General features: G+C 65.0%; 16 protein-coding genes. 7 read left to right on the top strand and 9 right to left on the bottom strand.

Annotation, left to right across the window (positions count from 1 at the left end; translation table 11 throughout):
• Positions 1-27: 27 nt before the first annotated feature.
• Entirely contained in the window at positions 28-2880 is a 2853-nt protein-coding gene (locus AB7535_RS21060) for a PAS domain S-box protein (protein WP_085404326.1), read from the bottom strand.
• Positions 2881-3075: 195 nt separating this feature from the next.
• On the opposite strand from AB7535_RS21060, the gene AB7535_RS21055 reads away from it, so the two are divergent.
• Positions 3076-3462, top strand: coding sequence for a response regulator (locus AB7535_RS21055; protein WP_071912455.1), 387 nt, complete (start codon positions 3076-3078; stop codon positions 3460-3462).
• A gap of 74 nt (positions 3463-3536) precedes the next feature.
• On the opposite strand, the gene AB7535_RS21050 is transcribed toward AB7535_RS21055, so the two are convergent.
• The 5 genes from AB7535_RS21050 to AB7535_RS21030 form a co-directional block, all read right to left on the bottom strand.
• Positions 3537-4655, bottom strand: coding sequence for a branched-chain amino acid ABC transporter substrate-binding protein (locus AB7535_RS21050; protein WP_028147453.1), 1119 nt, complete (start codon positions 4653-4655; stop codon positions 3537-3539).
• Positions 4656-4814: 159 nt separating this feature from the next.
• Complete coding sequence (locus AB7535_RS21045; protein ID WP_014494184.1) at positions 4815-5555, bottom strand: ABC transporter ATP-binding protein; 741 nt, start codon at positions 5553-5555, stop codon at positions 4815-4817.
• A complete protein-coding gene (locus AB7535_RS21040) occupies positions 5552-6397 on the bottom strand; it encodes an ABC transporter ATP-binding protein (protein ID WP_085404327.1) in 846 nt (281 codons plus the stop codon). The genes AB7535_RS21045 and AB7535_RS21040 overlap by 4 nt, the downstream gene beginning before the upstream one ends.
• Positions 6394-7713 (bottom strand): high-affinity branched-chain amino acid ABC transporter permease LivM, encoded by a 1320-nt coding sequence (gene livM / locus AB7535_RS21035; protein WP_085404375.1) that lies wholly within the window; start codon positions 7711-7713, stop codon positions 6394-6396. The genes AB7535_RS21040 and livM overlap by 4 nt, the downstream gene beginning before the upstream one ends.
• A 10-nt stretch (positions 7714-7723) precedes the next feature.
• Positions 7724-8641, bottom strand: coding sequence for an ABC transporter permease subunit (locus AB7535_RS21030; protein WP_028147449.1), 918 nt, complete (start codon positions 8639-8641; stop codon positions 7724-7726).
• Between the two features lie 289 nt (positions 8642-8930).
• Between AB7535_RS21030 and AB7535_RS21025 the strand changes: the two genes are divergently transcribed.
• Complete coding sequence (locus AB7535_RS21025) at positions 8931-9089, top strand: hypothetical protein (RefSeq protein WP_166091448.1); 159 nt, start codon at positions 8931-8933, stop codon at positions 9087-9089.
• A 182-nt stretch (positions 9090-9271) separates the two neighbouring features.
• On the top strand, positions 9272-9808 hold the full coding sequence (locus AB7535_RS21020) for a hypothetical protein (RefSeq protein ID WP_085404328.1): 537 nt from the start codon (positions 9272-9274) through the stop codon (positions 9806-9808).
• Here AB7535_RS21020 and AB7535_RS21015 read toward each other — a convergent pair.
• Genes AB7535_RS21015 through AB7535_RS21005 form a run of 3 tightly spaced genes read right to left on the bottom strand, consistent with a single transcriptional unit; the run spans position 9770 to position 12337 of the window.
• On the bottom strand, positions 9770-10162 hold the full coding sequence (locus AB7535_RS21015) for a carboxymuconolactone decarboxylase family protein (protein WP_014494190.1): 393 nt from the start codon (positions 10160-10162) through the stop codon (positions 9770-9772). The two genes, AB7535_RS21020 and AB7535_RS21015, sit on opposite strands and share 39 nt — an antisense overlap.
• 20 nt (positions 10163-10182) lie before the next feature.
• Positions 10183-10965 (bottom strand): 3-oxoadipate enol-lactonase, encoded by a 783-nt coding sequence (gene pcaD, locus AB7535_RS21010; protein ID WP_085404329.1) that lies wholly within the window; start codon positions 10963-10965, stop codon positions 10183-10185.
• A 16-nt stretch (positions 10966-10981) separates the two neighbouring features.
• Positions 10982-12337: a 3-carboxy-cis,cis-muconate cycloisomerase gene (locus AB7535_RS21005; RefSeq protein ID WP_085404330.1), complete on the bottom strand. Its 1356-nt coding sequence runs from the start codon at positions 12335-12337 to the stop codon at positions 10982-10984.
• 169 nt (positions 12338-12506) lie between these two features.
• Here AB7535_RS21005 and AB7535_RS21000 point away from each other — a divergent pair, with 169 nt between their 5' ends.
• The 4 genes from AB7535_RS21000 (at position 12507) to AB7535_RS20985 (ending at position 15398) form a co-directional block, all read left to right on the top strand.
• Entirely contained in the window at positions 12507-12953 is a 447-nt protein-coding gene (locus AB7535_RS21000; RefSeq protein WP_063982407.1) for an SRPBCC family protein, read from the top strand.
• Positions 12954-13102: 149 nt separating this feature from the next.
• Positions 13103-13588, top strand: a complete 486-nt coding sequence (locus tag AB7535_RS20995) for a (2Fe-2S)-binding protein (RefSeq protein ID WP_014494194.1) — start codon at positions 13103-13105, stop codon at positions 13586-13588.
• A 32-nt stretch (positions 13589-13620) separates the two neighbouring features.
• Positions 13621-14427 (top strand): FAD binding domain-containing protein, encoded by an 807-nt coding sequence (locus AB7535_RS20990; protein WP_014494195.1) that lies wholly within the window; start codon positions 13621-13623, stop codon positions 14425-14427.
• A gap of 62 nt (positions 14428-14489) precedes the next feature.
• Positions 14490-15398: an AAA family ATPase gene (locus tag AB7535_RS20985; protein WP_014494196.1), complete on the top strand. Its 909-nt coding sequence runs from the start codon at positions 14490-14492 to the stop codon at positions 15396-15398.
• Positions 15399-15512: the final 114 nt, after the last annotated feature.

Raw genomic sequence — 15512 nt, 5'->3', positions numbered from 1 at the left:
CAGCGATAGCGCACCGATGCCGCGCGCTCAACTCGCCAGCGCGGTCCTGAGCATCTTGGCAAGCTCGGATTTGCGATAGGGCTTGGCCAGCAGCAGCACGCCGGAATCGAGCCGGCCGTGATGGACGATGGCGTTCTCGGTGTAGCCCGAGGTGAACAGCGTCTTCAGGTCGGGACGCCGCCGTACCGCCTCGTCCGCGAGCTGGCGGCCGTTCATGTGGCCGGGCATGATAATGTCGGTGAAGAGCAGGTCGATGCCCTTGTCGGCATCGATGATGGTGAGGGCTTCGGCCGCATTGGCGGCTTCGAGCGCGGCATAGCCGAGGCTCTTGATCTGGGTCACGACATATTGCCGTACCAGCGCGTCGTCCTCGACGATCAGGATCTTCTCGTCGCCGCCGGCGATGGGCACGTTCTGGAGCGACTCGTACTCGCTCTCCTGCACGCCGCTCGAGCGCGGCAGGTAGATCTTCACGCTCGTGCCGTGGCCTTCCTCGCTGTAGATCTTGATGTGTCCGCCGGACTGCTTGACGAAGCCGAACACCATGCTGAGCCCGAGCCCGGTGCCCTTGCCGACCTCCTTGGTGGTGAAGAACGGGTCGAACACCCGCTCCATCAGGTCCGGTGGAATGCCGGTGCCGGTGTCGCTGACCGCGATCATCACATAGCTGCCGGCGACGACGTCGGGATTCATGCTGGCATAGCCGTCGTCGAGGAAGATGTTGCGGGTCTCCAGCACCAATGTGCCGCCGTCCGGCATGGCGTCGCGCGCGTTCAGCGCGAGATTGAGGATCGCGGTGGAAAGCTGGCCCGGGTCGACCAGCGCCGGCCAGGCATCCTCGGTGAGCTGCGGCATGATGGTGATCTGCTCGCCGAGGGTCGGGTGCAGCAGCTTTGCGGCCTCGAGCGCCAGCGCATTGACGTCGATCTCGCGCGGCTGGAGCGGCTGCTTGCGGGCAAAGGCGAGCAGGTGCTTGGTCAGTTGCGCGCCACGCTCGGCGGCGTCGTCGATCAACTTGGTGATGGCGGCGAGCTCGGGACGGTCGGCCACCGCGTCCGCGAGGATGCCGATCGTGCCAGTGATGACGGTCAGCACGTTGTTGAAATCGTGGGCGACGCCGCCGGTCAGCTGGCCGATGGAGTCCATTTTCTGGACCTGCCTGAGTTGGGCTTCCGCGGCCTGCTTCTCGGTGAGGTCGCGGCCGATGAAGAAATGGCGCTTCACCGGCTCCGACCAGGTCCCCATCCAGTTCAGCGTCACCTCGTGACCGTCGTAGTGGTAGTAGCGCGCCTCGAAGCTGCGCTTGACCGCGCCACGCCGCGCCGCGCGCATCTCGCTGCGGGTGTTGTCGAGGTCATCGGGGTGAATGAACTCGATGGCGCTGTGCCCGATCATGTCCTCCGGCTTGTACCCGAGGATGTCCTTCACGCTCGGGCTGATCTGGATGAAATTGCCGTAACCGTCGGTCACGAGGATCAGGTCCTGCGAGGTCTCGAAGATGCGCTGGCGCTCCTCGATCTCGCGGTTGAGAGCGGATTCCGCCCGCTTCCGCTCGGTGATGTCGCGGGCGACCTTGGAGGCGCCGATGATCTTGCCGTCGGTCGATCGCAGCGGGACCTGGCTCAGCACGACGTCGATCGGCTGGCCACTCTTGTGCAGCCGCACGGTCTCGTGCTGGTCGATGACCTCGCCGTTGCGGGTGCGGGCCAGCATTTCGGCGACTTCCTCCCGCTGCCCCTCCGGCATGATGATATCGACCTGGCGGCCGATCGCCTCGCTGGCGGAGTAGCCGAAGACGCGCTCGGCCGCCTTGTTCCAGGACGTGATGGTGCCGTCGAGCGACTTCGTGATGATGGCGTCGTTGGAGGACTCGACGACGGCGCTGAACAGCCGCTCGCGCTCGGCATAATAGTTCCGCTCCGAGCTCGACTGCCGCTGCAGCGCGCCGACCATGCCTGCGGTGTTGGCCTGGAGACGCACGTTCTCGATCAGCAGCACCGCGAGCACGAAACTCGACGCACCGAGGCCGTAGAGCCGGCCGGCATAGAAGCCGAGGTCGAAACGCGCGACGTTGACGATCGCTGACAGCGCGATGTCGAACAGCCAGGCGCACATCGTGACCATGAGCCAGACGTCGATCACCGTGTGCGGCTTGCGAAACCACAGCGTGACCAGCGCCGCGAAGCTCAGGGACCACACGAACGACACCACGCCGATCATGGTGGGGGTGTAGTGGCCGTCCTTGAGCAGGACCGGCAGCAGGCCGTGCTGCGCAGTCACCAGCCAGGCGAAGACGGTCATCGCGACGACCACGCCGGCGACGGAGAGAGCGATCGCGGGAGCCGCCGAGCTCGCAATCCTGTTGCCGCCGTTGCCGTCCTTGAGCCAGGCATAGGCCAGCACGAACAGCGGGAAACCGGCGTGCCAGATCATGTAGAGCCAGACGGTGGTCTGCGGGCCTGCACCGAACAATCCGGCCGGGGCGAACAGCCCGGGGAAGGTGAGGGCGTGGGTCACCGCGGCGGCCGCCGTGAACAGATAGCCGGTCGACAGCAGCAGCAGCGCGCGGCTGCGCAGGACGGCGAACTGCGACAGCAGCAAGACGGCGGTGATGATGTCGCTGACCGCGAGCGCCGACTGGTAGCTCGCCACGAAGGCCGGCACCTGTGCGAGCGGCAAGCCCGCAAACGGTACCGCCAGCGCGAACAGGATTGCGGAGATGCCGACGATCGCCAACGCAGCCCTGCGATCGCTTCGCGTAGCCGGCAAGGTCGACAGGAATGTGCTTCGGTCGTTAGGCGCTAGCACGTCGATCTCTCGTAAGCCGGCATGATGACCTCCTACGTCAATCTCTTCCGGCCGAGAAGCCGCTACCCGCATGGTAGCCCGCTCCGGGCGCGCATCCTGACAGAAAGCGCATGCGACTCAACCGAAGGTTACAGCTTATTTAACTTGGGGTGGGACTTGGAACAGGTAGCTGGTAAGAGGTGATTTACCGGGACAGACCCATACTGCCTTGCCGGGCAGTTGCGGTGAATTGAACCAAATAATGATACGTATCCGGGAGTTGTTCCCATGCGCCGTGTTCTCGTTGTCGACGACCAGAAGGAGGTCCGCGCCATGGTCGCGATCGTGCTTCGGGTCAACCGCTTTGACGTCGTCGAAGCCGAGAGCGGCGCAGCGGGCCTGAAAGCCTTCAGCGAGGGCGCTTTCGATGCCGCGATCGTCGATATTTTCCTGGCCGACACCAGCGGCGTTGACGTCATGGCGGCCATTCGCGAGCGAGTTCCCGGGTTCCCGATCGTCGCGGTCTCCGGCATGACCGCGCTGGATTTCATGGGCGAGGCGCCTGGTCTGGCCGACGTGGTATGCCTGCAAAAGCCATTTCGGCCGAACGATCTCCTGCAAGCGCTCCACAAGGCCCAGGCTGCGGCGGGCGGCGAACTCTCCGCAGCCGTGTGACCGCACGGCGAAAGAAAACGCCCCGGCGAACCGGGGCGTTGGATTGATCTGATTAAAAGGTCAGGCATCCTGTCTTAGGTGCCGTTGCCCTTGATCTCGGCGTAGCCGCCCTTGGCGTCCCATTTGTAGACGACATAGTCGAGCTGCTTGATGTCGCCCTTGGCGTCGTACTCGATCGGGCCGATCACGGTGTCCCACTTGCCGGCCTTGATCGCCGCCATGACCTTCTTGGCGTCCGTGGTGCCGGCCTTCTTTGCCGCCTGCGACCAGACCTGCATCGCCGCGTAGGTGTAGAGCGTATAGCCCTCGGGGTCGATGTTCTTGGCCTTGAAGGCGTCGACGATCTTCTTCGCGGTCGGCTTGTTGCGCGGATCGGGGCCGAAGGTGAACAGCGTGCCTTCGCCGGCCGGACCGGTGATGGAGGCGTACTCCTTGTCGGCGAGCGCGTCGCCGGCCATCAGGATCGTCTTGAGGCCCTGGTCACGCATCTGGCGCAGGATCAGGCCGCTCTCCTGATGATAGCCGCCGACATAGACGAGGTCGATGTTGTCGCGCTTCAGGCGCGAGACGATCGCGTTGAAGTCCTTGTCGCCCTTGTTGTAGGACTCGTACATCTTCTCGGTGATGCCGGCCTTGTTGAGCGCCTTCTTGGTCTCATCGGCGAGACCCTTGCCGTAGGTGGTCTTGTCGTTGAGGATCGCGATGTTCTTGCCCTTGTAGTTCTTGGCGATGTACTGCGCCGCGACCAGGCCCTGCTGGTCGTCACGGCCGCAGACGCGCGCCACGTTCCAGAGTCCGCTATCGGTGAACTTCGGATTGGTCGAGGCCGGCGTGATCTGGAGCACGTTGCCGTCGGCATAGGCTTCGGAGGCGGGGATCGACGACGACGAGCAATAGTGCCCGGCCACGAACGGAATTTTCGCGCCGGCGATCTTTTCGGCGATCGAGCGCGCCTGCTTCGGGTCGCAGGCGTCGTCCTCGACGTTGAGCGCGAGCTTCTTGCCGTTGACGCCGCCGGCGGCGTTGATGTCAGCCACGGCCATCTCGGCGCCGTTCTTCATCTGGCGGCCGAAGGCGGACTCTCCGCCGGTCATCGGGCCTGCGACTGCGACGGTGACATCCTGCGCGAAAGCCGCGCTCGATAGCGCGATCGACGCGCCGAATGCCAGACCGATGAGCTTCAGTGATTTCATGAGATACCTCGCGGGTGGTCGACTGTGGAAGTTGCCGGGTACGCCCGGTCTAAACCGGCGCCATTCTTGAATGAATCTCGGGAGAAGTCACCGGCAAAATACGGGCATTGGCGGAGATATCTCGCCACATTCGGCCGCACGCGCTCCCCGTCGGCAACCTCAGCCGTGCCGGCCGCCCTCCAGGTAGGCGGCGCGAATCTCGGGGCGCTGCAACAACTCGGCGCCGGTCCCGGCCAGCGTGATCAGGCCGTTGACCATGACGTAACCGCGATGGGCGAGCTTCAGCGCATGGTTGGCGTTCTGCTCGACGATCAGGACCGTCAGGCCGTCCTGGCGGTTCAGGGTGCGGATCGCATCGAAAATCTGGCGCGCGATCAGCGGCGCCAGCCCGAGCGAGGGCTCGTCGAGCAGGAGCAGGCGGGGGCGGCTCATCAGAGCGCGGCCGATTGCCAGCATCTGCTGCTCGCCGCCGGACAGCGTTCCGCCGCGCTGGGCGTAGCGCTCCTTCAGGCGCGGGAACAGCGTGAACACGCGTTGCAGCGTGGCCTCGCGTTCGGCGTCGGTGCATCCGGTGGCATCCGCCCCCATCTGGAGGTTTTCCGCGACGCTCATGCGCGGGAAGATGCGGCGGCCTTCCGGCGATTGCGCGATGCGCAAATGGGCGATCTCATGGGTGGGAACGTCGGTGATGTCACGGCCTTCGTACAGGATCTGGCCGGCGCGGGCGCGCGGCTTGCCGAAGATCGTCATCATCAGCGTCGACTTGCCGGCGCCGTTGGCGCCGATCAGCGCGACGATCTCGCCGGCGCTGATCTCGACATCGACGCCCTTTAGCGCCTCGATCTTGCCGTAGGCGGCGCGCAGGCCCCGGATCGACAGCAGGGGAGCGGACGACGTCACGACCCGCTCTCCATCACGGCCACGGCCTCTTCCTCGTCGGTGCCGAGATAGGCGGCGATCACCTTGGGATCGTCGCGGATCTCGCGCGGGGTGCCTTCCGCGATCTTGACGCCGTGGTCCATCACCACGATGTGGTCGGAGATCTCCATCACGACCGACATGTCGTGCTCGATCAGCAGGATCGAGGTACCGAGCTCGTTGCGGATCGATAGCAGGAGCTCGCTCAAGGCTGCGCTCTCGCGCGCGTTGAGACCCGCGGCGGGTTCGTCCAGGCACAAAAGCGCAGGCTCGGTGCACATCGCGCGCGCAATCTCGAGCCTGCGCTGGTCGCCATAGGCGAAATTGCCGGCGGCATCGTCGGCGCGGTCGAGCAAATTGACCCGCTTCAGCCAGTCGGTGGCGAGGTCGATCGCGCGCTTTTCGGCGTCGCGGTAGCCGGGCGCGCCGATGAGGCCGAGAAAAGTGAAGCCGGAGGCGCGCATCAACGCGTTGTGCTGTGCCACCATCAGGTTTTCCAGCGCGGTCATGCCGGGAAACAGGCGGATGTTCTGGAAGGTGCGCGCCACCTTGGCCTGCTTGGCGATGCGGAAATCGTTGAGCCGCTCCAGCGCAATCAGCTTGCCGTCGTCATGGGTGAGGCGAATGGCGCCGCCGCTCGGCTTGTAGAAGCCGGTGATGCAGTTGAACACGGTGGTCTTGCCGGCGCCGTTCGGTCCGATCAGCGCGGTGATCTTCTTCCGTTCGGCCGCAAACGACAGGTCCTGCACGGCGACGATGCCACCGAAGCGCATGGTCAGCCGATCGACGCCAAGAATCTTGTCGCTAATCTTGTCGGCGCTCATCCGTGCCCTTCCTTGACGAGGTCGGAAGAGATCGCCTGCGCCTTGGTCAGATACACGGTCGGCGCGCGATGGCCGATCAGGCCGCGCGGCCGCCAGATCATGATCAGCACCATGGCCATGCCGAACACCAGCATGCGGTAGGTCTCGAGGCTGCGGAACAGCTCGAAGCCGCCGATCATGGCGAGCGCGGCGAGCGCGACGCCGAGCTGCGAGCCCATGCCGCCGAGCACGACGATGGCGAGCACCAGCGCCGATTCCTGGAAGGTGAAGGATTCCGGACTGATGAAGCCCTGGCGCGTCGCGAAGAACGCACCGGCAAAGCCGCCGAACATAGCGCCGGTCGCGAACGCCGTGAGCTTGGTGGTCGTGGTGTTGATGCCGAGCGCGCGGCAGGCGACCTCGTCCTCGCGCAAGGCCTCCCAGGCGCGGCCGATCGGCAGGCGGCGCAGCCGGATCGTCACCCAGTTGGTGAGCAGCGCAAGCGCCAGGATCAGGTAGAACAGGAAGACGATGCGCTGGGTCGGCGAATATTCGATGCCGAGCCTGGCGGCGAGCCCGTTGTCGCTGTTGTCCAGCGGGATGCCGAAGAACGAGGGGCGGGGAATGCTGGAGACGCCGTTGGGGCCGCCGGTGAGGCTCTGCCAGTTGATGATGACGAGGCGGATGATCTCGCCGAAGGCGAGCGTCACGATGGCGAGATAGTCGCCGCGCAGGCGCAGTACGGGGAAGCCGAGCAGCACGCCCCAGAACGCGGCGAGGATGCCGGCAAGCGGCAGGCAGACCCAGAACGACCAGCCGAAATTGGTGGCGAGCAGCGCGTAGGAATAGGCGCCGACCGCATAGAAGGCGACGTAGCCGAGGTCGAGCAGGCCGGCGAGCCCGACCACGACATTCAGCCCCCAGCCCAGCATCACATAGGTGAGCACGAGGATCGCGAGATCGAGGATATAGCGCTGGTCATAGAAGATCACCGGCACAAGCACCGTGAAGATCAGAAGTGCGGGCGCCAGGTAGCGGCCCAGAAACGACATGCCGCTGCGTACAGCCGGCGGCACCAGCTTGTCGGTGCCGCTGGACCCGATCCACTGTCGCAACAGCCCGAGCACGATCGAGCCGCCGAACACGGCGGCAACGAGGGAGGCGACCTCGCCGAAGCGGGTCCAATAGGTGAGCTGGCCGTCGGAACCCGCTTCGGTGCGGACGCCGACCATCAGCGAGAACAGCACCAGCGCGATCAGGGCGTTGACGAAGGCCGTCTTCAGCAGAGCGGGGATGTCCGTTGCAGGTTTGGCCGTATTGCTCGAGAGAATTGTCACGCGGCGACCGTCAGACTTTTTCGACTTCGGGACGGCCAAGCAGGCCGGTCGGCATGAAGATCAGCACGACGATCAGGATCGAGAACGCCGCGACGTCCTTGTACTCGACCGAGAAATAGGCCGACCAGAACGTCTCGATCAGGCCGATCGCGAGACCGCCCAGCATGGCGCCAGGCAGCGAGCCGATGCCGCCGAGCACCGCCGCGGTGAACGCCTTGATGCCGGCCACGAAGCCCATGAAGAAATCCACCAGGCCGTAATAGAGCAGGTACATCAGGCCCGCGACCGCGGCGAGTGCGGCGCCGATCACGAAGGTCATGGAGATGGTGCGGTCGACGTTGACGCCGAGCAGCGCCGCCATGGTCTGGTCCTGCTCGCAGGCGCGCATGTCGCGGCCGAGCCGGGTGCGCGACACCAGCCAGGTGAAGATTCCAAGCAGCACGATGGTGGTGAGAACCACCATGATCTGGATGTTGGAGAGCTGGATCACAAAACCGTCCGCGCTTTCGTGCAGCGTATAGCCGCCGGTGATGAAGGGCGGGATCGGCTTGACGCGGGCGCCCTGCGCCACCTGCGAGTAATTGGTCAGCACGAAGGACATGCCGATCGCCGACAGCATCGGGGCGAGGCGGAAGGAATGACGCAGGGGCCGGTAGGCGATGCGTTCGATGGTCCAGCCATAGAGCGCGGTGATCGCCATCGACACCAGCAGCACCACCAGCAGGATCACCGGGATCGCGGTCAAGCCGAGTGAGATCAGGATCAGGAAGGTGATCAGGGCGATGAAGCCGCCGATCATGAAGACATCGCCATGGGCGAAATTGATCATGCCGACGATGCCGTAGACCATCGTATAGCCGATGGCGATCAGGCCGTAGATCGAGCCCAGAACGAGACCGTTGATGAGCTGCTGGGCGAAATAATCCATGGGCTGCCGTTACCAAACCTGACGCGGCTCAAAGGGAGCTCTTCGAGAGAAAGTGTGATTGAGTTTCTTCTCGGGCCCCGGCAGCCCCTAAGCATTCTTCTCGTTTTGTAACAGGAGGGAACTGGTGGCTGCAACTGGCCATGCCTCGACACAAAGGCTTGTACAGAGGTCATTTCGCTACGGATGTCATTTCGGTTCCGCAGGTGCGAGGAACCGGGTTCCGCAAAGCAACCAAACTGAATCCCGGCCGTTGTCTCTCCTCTGAGGTCCAACTAGGGAGTTCCCCCAAATGTCGAAGCAGCAAGATCAGAATCCGGGCCAGCAGACTCAGAAACCCGGGCAGCAGCAGGGTGGCGGGCAGAAACCCGGACAGCAGCAGCAGGATCCGCAGCGCCAGGGCGAGAAGCCCGGCCAGCAACAGGGCGGCCAGCACGGTCAGGACAAGTAGTTTCGGAGCCTAGACGTGAAGAGGGCCCCGCCGGGAGGCGGGGCCTTTTTCCTTGGGCGCGCCGCCCGGCGGGCCGGTTAAGGTAAACAAAGGGTTTAAATTGCCGCCATGGTCTGATGCGAGTTAGCTCCCCGGCAAAGCCTTTCCATGGAAGGCGCGCAGCGAGCGAAGCGGGAAGCGGCATGTTCAGGAATTGGCGGATCGGTTCGGTCAACGGCGCCCTGCTGGCGGCCTATTTCATCCCGGCCTGGACGCTCGTGGCCTTCAACATCATGGTGGCACCGGTGCACGGCCTCTACGAGCGGCCGAGTGTCGCGGTGGCGCTGTTCCTCAGCGATCATCTTCAGATGGCGGGGATGAGCACGGTGCGTGCCGCCTGGCTGCTGGCGCTGGGCCGGCTGACGGTGGTGGCGTTCTTTGCCATCTATCTCGCGCTTCTGTGTATTCCCCGCGTCCGCAAGAATGGCGGCAGCGACGAGGCGCTCGGCATTGCGCTTGCGATCGGCAGCCTCATCTCGTTTACGAGCATGTTGATGGCCTCGAAGGTCGGCGAGATGGCCGCGCTCCGGCTGCATGCCACCGAACTCCTGCTGCTGCTCGGCGCTGCCATCGTGGTGGTGATCGAGCGGCCCGCGCCGGCGCCCAAGAACGTTCGGGAGGCCGTCGAAACCGCCGCGCCGCTAGCTCTTGAGCAGGCCGAGCTCCTGCACAATCGCTGAGGCTTCCTTGACGGCGTGGTTCGCCGCCGGCACGCCGCAATAGATTGCCTGCTGAAGCAGGATTTCCTTGATGTCGTCGGGGGTGAAGCCGCCCTCGGCGAGCGCCGCGCGCACATGCAGGCGGAATTCGTCCCATTGCCCCAGCGCGACCATGGTGCCGATCACGAGCACGCGCCGCGTACGCTCGTCGAAATGCGGCCGCGTCCAGATCTCGCCCCAGGCGTAGCGCGTGATCATGTCCTGGAAGTCGGTGTTGAAGGCATTGCGGTTCGCGATCGACTTGTCGACCCAGGCATTGCCCAGCACCTTCCGGCGCACGTTCATGCCGGCATCGCGGCGCTTCTGGTCGTCCATGTTTTTTCTCCGGATAGCGGCTAGCGCTGCGTCAGGAAACCCACCACCGCGTCGGTGAACGCGTGCGGCTGCTCGACATTTGAAATGTGCGCGGCGTCGATGATGGTCATGCTTGCGCCGGGAATGTTGGAGCGGATCAATTCACCCGCCGAGATCGGCGTCGCCATGTCGTGGCGGCCGGCGATCACCAGTGTCGGGCTCTTGATCTTGGCGAGCAGCTCGCGCTGGTCGAGCGTCGACAGCGCCTCGCAGCAGGCGAGATAGCCCTCGACGGGGGAGGCGAGCAGCATCGACTTCATCTTCGCCGTGATCTGCGGCTCGCGCTCGCGGAAATCCTGGGTCAGCCAGCCCGCGATGACGGCATCGGCCACCGCCGCGATGCCGCCCTTCTTCACGGCGTCGATGCGCTCCAGCCATTTGGTCGGCTCGGCGTAGTAGCAGGAGGTGTTGGCGAGGATGAGCTTGCCGAAGCGCTCCGGCGCATTGGCCCCTAACCATTGCCCGACCATGCCGCCCATCGACAGGCCGCACCAATGCACCTTCTCGATGTTGAGGTCGTCGAGGATTGCCAGCACGTCGCGGCCGAAGCGCTCCATCGTATAGGGGGCAGGCGGAACGTTGGACTTGCCGTGGCCGCGGCGGTCGTAGCGGATGACGCGGAACACCTGCGTCAACGCCTTCATCTGCGGCTCCCACATCTGCAACGTGCAGCCCAGCGAGTTGGACAGCATCAGCGTCGGCCCGCCGTCGCGGCCCTCGACGGAGACGTTGATCAGGCAACCGTCGGCATCGATCATGGGCATGCTGGGCGTCTCCGTTTCAGTCGCGCTCGAGGCTGTCGAGCAGCCGGTCGATCAGGGCTTGGGAAGCCCCTTGATAGGCCATCGGCTCGAACAATGCCGCAATTTTTTCCGGCGAAAGATGCGCCGTGACCTGCGAATCGGCCGCGAGAACCTCGCGCAGATGCTTCTTCTCGGCGACCGCGCGCTTGCTGGCGGCCTCGATCAGATGATGCGCATCGCTCTTGCCGATCTTGTCGGCCAGCGCAAACGTAACGGCTTCCGCCATGATGAGCCCATGCGTCGCATCGAGATTGCTGCGCATGCGCGCGGCATCGACGTCGAGGCCCTCCGCGATATCGACGATGGCGGCGAGCGCGCCCGAGGCGACCAGCATCAATTGCGGCAGCGTCGGCCATTCCGCGTGCCAGGGGCCGGCGCTGCGCTCGTGGTCCTGCACTTGAGCTGCGAAGATCGTCGCGGCGAGCTGTGGCGCCATGGTTGCGCAGCCCAGCGCGCTCGCGGCCGCGACCGGGTTGCGCTTGTGCGGCATGGTCGAGGAGCCACCGCGGCCTTCGCCGGCGGGCTCGAACGCTTCGCCAACATCGGTCTGCATCATCAGCGAGACGTCGCGCGCGATCTTGCCGCAGCTTCCGGCGAGAATCGCAAAGCATGATGCGGCTTCCGCGATCCGGTCGCGATGGGTGTGCCAGGGCGCTTCCGGCAGCGGCAGGTTGAGCTCCTGCGCCAATCGCTCTGCAACGACGAGCCCCTTGTCGCCGAGGGCCGCGAGCGTGCCGGCGGCACCGCCGAATTGCAGCGCAAGGCCCTCGCGGGAGAGCCGCCGCAGGCGGCAGCGGGCGCGGGCGAGGCTTGATGCGTATTCCGCGGCCTTGAGCCCGAACGGCATCGGCAGCGCGTGCTGGAGCCAGGTCCGCGCCACCATGGCGGTGTTGCGATGGCTCCGCGCCAGGGCGGCAAAGCCCTTGATGGCGCGGCTGAGATCGGCATCGAGCGCATCGATGCCGGCGCGAAGCGTGAGCATGGTCGCGGTGTCGATGACGTCCTGGCTCGTCGCGCCCCAATGGACGTAGCGGGCGGCCTCCGCATCGGCCTTGCCGACATTGGCGGTCAGCGCCTTGACCAGGGGAATCGCGAGATTGCCGGATCGCGTCGCGGCCTCGCCCAGAGCGGCCATGTCAAAGGTATCGGCCCTGCACGCAGCTTCGATCGGGCCCACCGCGGATGCGGGAATCACATCCGTGGCGGCCTCGGCGCGTGCCAGGGCTGCCTCGAAATCGAGCATGTTCTGGAGGGTCGACCGGTCGTCGCAGACCGCGCGCATGGCTGGGCTCGACAGCATCGGCGCGAGCAGGGGGGAGAGGGCTGTGCTCATGTTGCGCGGGACCTAATCACCATGCCCCGGCTCTGCCAATCCCAAACCATCGGCGCAAAGCTTTTTGCAGTTGCGAATATGCATTGCACGTGGCCGGGGGCTGCCCTTTCCTTTGCGGCCTCCGTGCGTTACTTGAGCACATTATAGAGAAGCATCCGGGAGGTACCCCATGGCCATGACGATGAACGGCGAAGTCCAGCTTGCGGCGCCGCGCGAGGCCGTGTGGGAGAAGCTCAATAATCCCGAGGTGCTGAAGGCCTGCATCCCCGGCTGCGAGGAGCTGGAGAAGACCGACGACGGCGGCTTTCGCGCGACGGCGAAAATGAAGGTCGGGCCGGTGTCGGCGCGCTTCAAGGGCAAGGTCACACTCTCCGATCTCGACCCGCCGAACGGCTACAAGATCTCCGGCGAAGGCGAGGGCGGGGTGGCCGGCTTCGCCAAGGGCGGCGCTGTGGTCAAGCTCGCGGAGAAGGACGGCGGTACGCTGCTCTCCTACGAGGTCGAGGCGCAGATCGGCGGCAAGTTGGCGCAGCTCGGCCAGCGCCTCATCAACGGCGCCGCCAAGAAACTGGCCGACGAATTTTTCGCGAACTTCGCCAAAGCGGTACAGGGCTAGCGGTACAGGGCTGAAGGCTATCGCCTTTCGGCATGGCGCCTTGCATCCGGGGCGATGTTGCCCCCGGGCATAATGGCCCATATGATGGGTTGGAATAATTATAAGAACCGCTTCGACGGGACCCGTCGGGGCGCTGATAGAGAGTGCTTATGGCAAAAATCTCCCTCATCGTGAACGGCAATCCTGTCACGGCCAACGTCGATCCCCGCACCCTTCTGGTGCAGTTCCTGCGCGAGAATCTGCGCCTGACCGGCACCCATGTCGGCTGCGATACCTCGCAGTGCGGCGCCTGTGTCGTGCATCTCGACGGCAAGGCCGTGAAGTCCTGCACCACGCTGGCCGTGATGGCCGATGGCCACGAGGTCAAGACGATCGAGGGACTGGCCGCCGACGGCGCTCCGCTGCATCCGATGCAGGAGGCCTTCCGCGAGCACCATGGCCTGCAGTGCGGCTTCTGCACGCCGGGCATGATCATGACCGCGATCGACATCGTCCATCGCAAGGGCCACGAGCTCGACGACCACACCATCCGCGAGGAGCTGGAAGGCAATCTCTGCCGTTGCACCGGCTACCAGAACATCGTCGCTTCGATCTCCGCCGGCGCCAAGGCGATGGCGAAATCCGATCTCGCCTAACCGCGCGCGCATTCTGCGATCAGGACATTCAGATGTACGAATTCAAATACCATCGCCCTGGGACCGTTCGCCAGGCGGCCAACCTCCTGGTGAAGAACGAAGACGCCAAGGTGATCGCCGGCGGCCACACGCTGATTCCCGTCATGAAGCAGCGTCTCGCCAGCCCCCCGCATCTGGTCGACCTCTCCCACATCGAGGGGCTCAACACGATCGAGATGAAGGGCCGCGCGCTCGTGATCGGCGCCACCGCCAGGCATGCCGAGGTCGCAAGCTCCGCGATCGTCGGTGAGGCGATCCCGGCGCTGGCCAATCTTGCCAGCCAGATCGGCGACCCGGCCGTGCGCCACAAGGGCACGATCGGCGGCTCGCTCGCCAACAACGATCCGACCGCGGACTATCCGGCCGCGGTGCTCGCGCTCGGCGCCACCATCGTCACCAACAAGCGCCGCCTCAAGGCGGAAGAGTATTTCCAGGGCCTGTTCACGACGGCGCTCGAAGCCGACGAGATCATCACCAAGGTGATGTTCCCGCTGCCGAAGAAGGCGGCCTACATCAAGTTCCGCAACCAGGCTTCGCGCTATGCGCTGGTCGGCGTGTTCGTGGCGCGGCGTCCTTCGGACGTGCGCGTCGCCGTCACCGGCGCCGGCTCCGAAGGCGTGTTCCGCGTCACCGCGTTCGAGGAAGCCCTGAAGAAGCGCTTCGCCGCGAAGGCGCTCGACGGCATCGAGGTGCCGGCGGAAGGCCTCAACAGCGACATCCACGGCAGCGCCGAATACCGTGCGCATCTCATCGGGGTGCTGACGCGGCGTGCCCTCGATGCCGCCAACGCCAAGGAGTGAGTGAACCTCACGCCTCGGCCCAAACTTGTCCCCGGTGAGGGCGTAGCGAGACTGGCATTTTCATGACTCTCACGGCCCTGCCGGCATCGGTCGATGCGATGCTCGAACTTTTGACTTCGCGCGGTTATCTCGCGGAGCGATCGCTGGCGACGGTGACCTATCTGTCGCTGCGCATGGGCCGGCCGCTGTTCCTCGAGGGCGAAGCCGGCGTCGGCAAGACCGAGATCGCAAAGGTGCTGTCGGCGGCGCTGGGGCGGAAGCTGATCCGCCTGCAGTGCTACGAGGGCCTCGACGTCTCCTCTGCCGTCTACGAGTGGAACAGCGCCGCACAGATGATCGCGATCCGGATGGCGGAAGCCGCCGGCGACACCGACCGCGATCAGCTCTCGTCCGACATCTTCGCCGACCGCTACATGATCAAGCGGCCGTTGCTTCAGGCGCTGGAGCCCGACGTCGCGGGACCGCCGGTGCTGCTGATCGACGAGCTCGACCGCGCCGACGAGGCGTTCGAGGCATACCTGCTCGAAATCCTCAGCGACTTCCAGGTGACCATTCCCGAATTCGGCACCGTGAAGGCGCCGCATCCGCCGATCGTCATCATCACCTCCAACCGTACCCGCGAGATCCATGACGCGCTGAAGCGGCGCTGCCTCTATCACTGGGTCGACTATCCCGAAGCCGAGCGCGAGCTCGCGATCGTCAAGACGCGCGTGCCCGGCATCTCCGCCAAGCTGTCGCAGCAGGTCGTGCGTTTCGTCCAGGCGTTGCGCAACCAGGATTTCTACAAGTCGCCTGGCGTCGCCGAGACCATCGACTGGGCCACAGCGCTGTCGGAGCTCGATGCCCGGTCGCTGACCCCGCAAGTGGTCGGCGACACGCTGGGGGCGCTGCTCAAGTACCAGGACGATATCACCCGGATGCAGGGCGATACCTTGCAAAAGGTGCTGAAGGAAGCGACGAGCGAGAATTGATCTCGCGTCAAATTGCGCTCGTCATTCCGGGGCGCGCGTAGCGCGAACCCGGAATCCATCGGGCCGCACGTACTGCGGATAAATGGATTCCGGGCTCGCGCCCAAGCGGGCGCG

The organism is Bradyrhizobium sp. 956_D2_N1_4, from assembly GCF_052076025.1.
GTDB lineage: Bacteria > Pseudomonadota > Alphaproteobacteria > Rhizobiales > Xanthobacteraceae > Bradyrhizobium > Bradyrhizobium barranii.
The sequence above is the reverse complement of the archived record's forward strand: the minus strand, read 5'-3'. Positions and strand labels throughout refer to the sequence as shown.

Coding starts and splice junctions, on each gene's coding strand:
- AB7535_RS21060 (WP_085404326.1), bottom strand. CDS start 2,880: ATGCGGGTAGCGGCTTCTCGGCCGGAAGAGATTGACGTAGGAGGTCAT.
- AB7535_RS21055 (WP_071912455.1), top strand. CDS start 3,076: ATGCGCCGTGTTCTCGTTGTCGACGACCAGAAGGAGGTCCGCGCCATG.
- AB7535_RS21050 (WP_028147453.1), bottom strand. CDS start 4,655: ATGAAATCACTGAAGCTCATCGGTCTGGCATTCGGCGCGTCGATCGCG.
- AB7535_RS21040 (WP_085404327.1), bottom strand. CDS start 6,397: ATGAGCGCCGACAAGATTAGCGACAAGATTCTTGGCGTCGATCGGCTG.
- AB7535_RS21030 (WP_028147449.1), bottom strand. CDS start 8,641: ATGGATTATTTCGCCCAGCAGCTCATCAACGGTCTCGTTCTGGGCTCG.
- AB7535_RS21025 (WP_166091448.1), top strand. CDS start 8,931: ATGTCGAAGCAGCAAGATCAGAATCCGGGCCAGCAGACTCAGAAACCC.
- AB7535_RS21020 (WP_085404328.1), top strand. CDS start 9,272: ATGTTCAGGAATTGGCGGATCGGTTCGGTCAACGGCGCCCTGCTGGCG.
- AB7535_RS21015 (WP_014494190.1), bottom strand. CDS start 10,162: ATGGACGACCAGAAGCGCCGCGATGCCGGCATGAACGTGCGCCGGAAG.
- pcaD (WP_085404329.1), bottom strand. CDS start 10,965: ATGCCCATGATCGATGCCGACGGTTGCCTGATCAACGTCTCCGTCGAG.
- AB7535_RS21005 (WP_085404330.1), bottom strand. CDS start 12,337: ATGAGCACAGCCCTCTCCCCCCTGCTCGCGCCGATGCTGTCGAGCCCA.
- AB7535_RS21000 (WP_063982407.1), top strand. CDS start 12,507: ATGGCCATGACGATGAACGGCGAAGTCCAGCTTGCGGCGCCGCGCGAG.
- AB7535_RS20995 (WP_014494194.1), top strand. CDS start 13,103: ATGGCAAAAATCTCCCTCATCGTGAACGGCAATCCTGTCACGGCCAAC.
- AB7535_RS20990 (WP_014494195.1), top strand. CDS start 13,621: ATGTACGAATTCAAATACCATCGCCCTGGGACCGTTCGCCAGGCGGCC.
- AB7535_RS20985 (WP_014494196.1), top strand. CDS start 14,490: ATGACTCTCACGGCCCTGCCGGCATCGGTCGATGCGATGCTCGAACTT.